Raw genomic sequence first — 4,969 nt, forward strand, 5'->3', positions numbered from 1 at the left:
GAGATGTTTGAAAGCGGCGAACTGCGCGACTTCATGAAGGACAAGGGTGTCGAGCTGGAAGACGCCTGAGGCTCAGGCCTGAAAGAATCCTGTGATGCTGGCCTGGATCATGTGTCCGTCGGCATGCACCAACGCTGGTGACGCGACAAACATGACGCTGAAGGCCAGCCCGCTCAAATAGCTCTTACGACGCCTGAACGGCATCGGATGGCAGGCCCGCGCGGCTCGACGCCACTTAATCAGCGTATATATGACCAGATAGATGCCCAGCATGGCCGCCCCCCAGGCTGCGGTAAGAATCATCAGGTGCGTCATGGGTCTCCCCTCCCTTAACTACCGGTTCCCAGATTACGCGACCTGCATTTCCGGGTGTCAAACATTTGCTGGAAATTTGCTCTAGTGAGCGAAAGGGTTTGGTAACTGAAAAAAACGGCCCGATGTGCGCCCGACCTTTCCAGTTCGCAGCATTCGTTATAGCAGGGCGATCATGACCACGACATCCCTTGCCCCTGCTCCGATCCGGCCTGCCAAGGCCCCCAAGGTCGGCATCGTTTCCCTCGGCTGCCCGAAAGCCCTGGTCGATTCCGAGCGGATCATCACGCGCCTGCGCGCAGAAGGCTACCAGATCGCCCCGGACTATTCCGGCGCAGACCTGGTTCTGGTGAACACGTGCGGATTTCTGGATTCCGCGCGTGATGAGAGCCTTGAGGCGATCGGTGAAGCGATTGAAGCGAATGGCAAGGTTATCGTTACAGGCTGTCTCGGCGCCGAACCGGACGTGATCGAGAAAGCGCATCCCAAAGTGCTCGCGATCACCGGGCCTCACCAGTATGAGGCCGTGATGGACGCGGTCCACACGCACCTCACCCCGCCGCACAATCCTCACACCGACCTGGTGCCTGAAAGTGGCCTGCGCCTGACACCGCGCCATTACGCATATTTGAAGATCTCGGAGGGCTGCAACAATCGGTGCAGCTTCTGCATTATTCCGAAACTTCGCGGCGATCTTGCCTCCCGCCCGATCCATCATGTGCTGACCGAAGCCGAACAACTGGTCCGGGCCGGTGTGAAGGAATTGCTCGTGATCAGTCAGGACACGTCCGCCTATGGACTGGACGTGCGCTACAAGCCGGAAACTTGGCGTGGCACGGAATACCAGACGCGCTTCCTCGATCTGGCCAAGGGGCTGGGCAGCCTCGGCGTGTGGACGCGGATGCATTATGTCTATCCCTATCCGCATGTGGACCAGGTTATTCCGCTGATGGCCGAAGGCCTGATCACACCCTATCTCGACATTCCATTCCAGCACGCCTCCGCGCCGGTGCTGAAGGCCATGAAACGGCCCGCCAAACAGGACCGCGTACTTGAACGCATCCTTCAGTGGCGCCGGGATGTGCCTGACCTCGCCATCCGCTCAACCTTTATCGTTGGGTTTCCGGGCGAGACCGAAGAGGATTTCGAGATCTTGCTGGACTTCATCCGCGAAGCGAAGATCGATCGCGCAGGGTGCTTCCAATACGAAAACGTCGCCCATGCTGACAGCCGTGACCTGCCCGGTCATGTGCCAGATGAGGTCAAGGAAGCGCGCTGGCACCGCTTCATGGAAGTGCAGGCGAAAGTGTCTGCTGATCGCGCCGCTGCGCAGGTCGGAACCGTTCAGGACGTCATAATTGACGGCCCATCTGACTCGACCGGCGAAATGATAGGCCGCACCAAGGCTGATGCGCCGGAAGTCGATGCCGTGGTCTATCTGGAAAATGCAAGTCACCTGCAAGCGGGCGACATCGTCTCGGCGGCAATCACTGGAGCAGATGATTACGACCTGCTCGGACAGCTTGCCAGCAAGGACGGCTAACCCCTTAATCGTCGTCAACTTGTCTTCTGCAATGCCGACACCGGATAACAGAGCACACGCACGGGTTTTTTCGTATTATTGAAAAACAATATGTTGACTTATCGTTATTCGATACATCATACTTGCCTCATCAAATTGGAGGCACCCCCATGAAACCCGCGCTCATATCCCTGTCCGCCCTGTCCATCGCAGCCTTGCCGGCTCTGGCCGAGACTAAGGACTTCCCAGTCGGCTCCTTCTCCAGCATTGATGTGAATGGTGGTATCAAGGTCCTGTACGAAACCGGCGCTGAGACCACGGTCATTGTTGAACAGGCCGAAGGCGACTTTTCAGATATCAGCATCGAAACTGATGATGGAGAGCTGCAAATCGGCCGTGAAAGCCTCGGCTTCCTGAAATCCTTACGGGCCAATCTTCACGTGGATCTCGTCGAAGGCGACTTGCGGGTGAAGGTGAACGGAAAGCGCATGCCGTCCTACACGGTACGTGTAACGTCGCCGAGCATTTCCGAACTGGACGTGGCGCAATCCTCAATTCTTGAAGCCTCCGGGATCGATGCGGGGAAAATCGAACTGGACGCTTCTTCGAGCGCTAAACTGATCGTTTCCGGTCGCGCCGCTTCAGCCGACATGGACGCATCGTCTTCCTCCAGTATCGACGCATCCGACTTCATTGTCGGGGCAATATCGATCGAGGCAACATCAAGCGCGGATGTGATCGCTCATGCGGTCACCAATAGTCGGGCCAGAATCGACGCTTCCTCCAGCTCTGACGTTAAACTGGTTCTGGAAAGCACAGCAGATATCGATGTCGATGCCTCATCCAGCACCGATATTGTGCTCACCGGAACATGCGACGAGATTACGGTGGATGCATCGTCATCCGCCGACGTTGAAGCCAAGGATCTGTTGTGCAAGTCCGCCGAGATCGAAGCATCCAGTAGCGCGGACGTGTCCGTCAGCGTGACTGAGGCGCTGGAAGCCAAAGCGTCCAGTGGCGCCGACATCAACGTTCACGGCGCACCGACCCAGGTCGATATCACCGAGTCGAGCGGCGGCGATATTTCCATAAAATCCTGACACCGAGCATTATAGGAATCAGACCATGAGAAAATCAGTTATCATCGCATCCAGCATTGCTGCGTTTGCTCTATCCGCGTCACTCTACAGCGCATCCGCCGACACAACCCAAGTGTACAATCTTTCCGGATTTGATGAACTCGATATCTCCGCCGGTGTCTCCGTCAAATTCGTGCGTGCACCTCAGCATTCGATCACCGCTGACTTTGAACGGGGTGGCCCTGAAGATGTCAAAGTGCGCCTCGATGGAGATCGCCTGTATCTGTCCCGCAAATCCACAAAGGGGTGGGGTAACAAGGTGCGCGTCAAGTTCACGGTGACCGGCCCGGAGCTCAACGAGATCGAAGCCAGCTCTGGCTCGTCCCTGCTCGCGGAAGGATTGGAGTCCGGCCCTATGGAGATAGACGTTTCCAGCGGCGCAGCGGTTTCCGTCCACGGCGTATGCACACGCCTTGAGGTAAAAGCTTCGTCCGGCGGCAGTGCCAACGCAAAAGGGCTCACCTGTGAAACTGTGCAGGCCAAGGCCAGCAGCGGCGGATCAGTCAAGGCATATGCCAGCGACGCCGCATCGAGCAAGACGTCCAGCGGTGGCAGCGTCGATATCTACGGCAATCCCGAGTCGCGCTCGGCCAACAAGTCCATGAGCGGCGGATCTACCGCGTTCCATGGCGGCTGATCGAGTTGAGTATCGGAGGGAAACATGTCCCTCCGGTCCTACCCGATGTCGAAGTCTTCCGGGTTAAATCCAGGATTTGGCCATTCAAGGTTCAAATCTTCCAGCGCGCCACGTACGAGACGGGCGATCATGGCATTTCGACGAGTCCGGCTGTCTGCGGGCACAACATACCAGGGCGCATGCGGTGTCGAGCATCGCTCAACGGCGGTCTCATAGGCCGACATGAATTTTGCCCAATCCTTGCGATCATCCAGATCCGCCGGATTGAATTTCCAAAGTTTGTGAGGCTCGACAAGGCGCTCTGCGAGCCGGACGCCTTGTTCCTCATACCCGACATTCAGCATGCATTTGACGATGACGACGCCATTCTCCGTCATGTGTTTTTCGAACGCATTGATCTGCTCATACCGCCGTTCCACGTCTTCCGGGCTAGCGAAGCCACGCACTTTCACGACCAGCACGTCTTCATAGTGCGAACGATCAAAGATGCCGACATTGCCCTTTTTGGGCACGGCATTGTGAACGCGCCAGAGATAGTCGCGGGCCAGTTCGTTCTTGCTTGGCGCCTTGAACGCTTTCACCTCCATGCCAAGCGGCGTGGTGTCGGCGAAGACATTGCGAATGGTGCCCGACTTGCCTGCCGTATCCATGCCCTGCAGCACGACAAGCACGGACTGCTTCTTGTGGGCGTAGAGCATGTCCTTCAATTCGTTGATGACGGCCGCGTCCTTTTTCAGGCTGGTTTTGGCGTCTTCCTTGTCCGCAAAGAGATCAGGGTCCCGGGTCGGCCGCGCTGCCAGCGAGAAGGGTTCGCCCGGATTGGCAATGAGGTGCTGGCGGACTTGCGCGATATCGGGAATGTTCATGCGATCAGATTCTCCAAAAAGAAAGGCCGCACCAGTCTGGCGCGGCCTTTTAGATTGTTCAAGGAATTCAGTCCACTTACGAGGAGTAGAATTCGACCACCTGGGCTGGTTCCATCTGGACCGGATACGGCACGTCAGACAGTTCAGGCACGCGGACATAAGTCGCGCTCATGGCTTTCGGATCGACGTCCACATATTCCGGGATATCGCGCTCAGCGCTGCCGAGAGCTTCCAGAACGAGCGCCATGTTGCGGGACTTCTCGCGGATCTGAACAACGTCGCCCGGCTTCACGCGCGCGGAGCCGATGTTACAGCGGCGGCCATTGATCATGACGTGCCCGTGGTTGACGAACTGGCGGGCTGCGAAGATCGTCGGCACGAATTTCGCACGGTAGACGATGGAATCGAGACGCGATTCCAGCAGGCCGATAAGGTTCTCGGACGTGTTGCCCTTCATGCGGTTCGCTTCTTCATAGATGCGAAGGAACTGCTT

6 protein-coding genes are annotated in these 4,969 nt (G+C 57.3%); 3 read left to right on the plus strand and 3 right to left on the minus strand.

Annotated elements, in window-relative coordinates:
* Positions 1–72: 72 nt before the first annotated feature.
* Positions 73–315 (minus strand): hypothetical protein, encoded by a 243-nt coding sequence (locus B4F73_RS14455; protein WP_034815530.1) that lies wholly within the window; start codon positions 313–315, stop codon positions 73–75.
* A gap of 172 nt (positions 316–487) precedes the next feature.
* Between B4F73_RS14455 and rimO the strand changes: the two genes are divergently transcribed.
* The 3 genes from rimO (at position 488) to B4F73_RS14470 (ending at position 3,610) form a co-directional block, all read left to right on the plus strand.
* Entirely contained in the window at positions 488–1,855 is a 1,368-nt protein-coding gene (gene rimO, locus B4F73_RS14460) for a 30S ribosomal protein S12 methylthiotransferase RimO (protein WP_290479552.1), read from the plus strand.
* A gap of 149 nt (positions 1,856–2,004) precedes the next feature.
* Positions 2,005–2,934, plus strand: coding sequence for a GIN domain-containing protein (locus tag B4F73_RS14465; protein ID WP_290483607.1), 930 nt, complete (start codon positions 2,005–2,007; stop codon positions 2,932–2,934).
* 25 nt (positions 2,935–2,959) lie between these two features.
* The gene (locus tag B4F73_RS14470; RefSeq protein ID WP_290479554.1) at positions 2,960–3,610 is read left to right on the plus strand and encodes a GIN domain-containing protein; all 651 of its coding nucleotides are present in this window, start codon (positions 2,960–2,962) and stop codon (positions 3,608–3,610) included.
* A gap of 38 nt (positions 3,611–3,648) precedes the next feature.
* Here the strand turns inward: B4F73_RS14470 and B4F73_RS14475 are convergent, their stop codons facing one another.
* A complete protein-coding gene (locus B4F73_RS14475; RefSeq protein ID WP_290483608.1) occupies positions 3,649–4,476 on the minus strand; it encodes a PPK2 family polyphosphate kinase in 828 nt (275 codons plus the stop codon).
* Between the two features lie 76 nt (positions 4,477–4,552).
* Positions 4,553–4,969, minus strand: a 417-nt coding sequence (rpsD, locus tag B4F73_RS14480) for a 30S ribosomal protein S4 (RefSeq protein ID WP_290481539.1), incomplete at its 5' end; no start/stop codon positions are given.

This window comes from Hyphomonas sp. UBA3601, assembly GCF_002375605.1.
Classification (GTDB): Bacteria; Pseudomonadota; Alphaproteobacteria; order Caulobacterales; family Hyphomonadaceae; genus Hyphomonas.

What these genes read in the sequence shown, in the direction of transcription:
- B4F73_RS14455 (WP_034815530.1), bottom strand. Translation starts at nt 315, where the DNA reads ATGACGCACCTGATGATTCTTACCGCAGCCTGGGGGGCGGCCATGCTG.
- rimO (WP_290479552.1), top strand. Translation starts at nt 488, where the DNA reads ATGACCACGACATCCCTTGCCCCTGCTCCGATCCGGCCTGCCAAGGCC.
- B4F73_RS14465 (WP_290483607.1), top strand. Translation starts at nt 2,005, where the DNA reads ATGAAACCCGCGCTCATATCCCTGTCCGCCCTGTCCATCGCAGCCTTG.
- B4F73_RS14470 (WP_290479554.1), top strand. Translation starts at nt 2,960, where the DNA reads ATGAGAAAATCAGTTATCATCGCATCCAGCATTGCTGCGTTTGCTCTA.
- B4F73_RS14475 (WP_290483608.1), bottom strand. Translation starts at nt 4,476, where the DNA reads ATGAACATTCCCGATATCGCGCAAGTCCGCCAGCACCTCATTGCCAAT.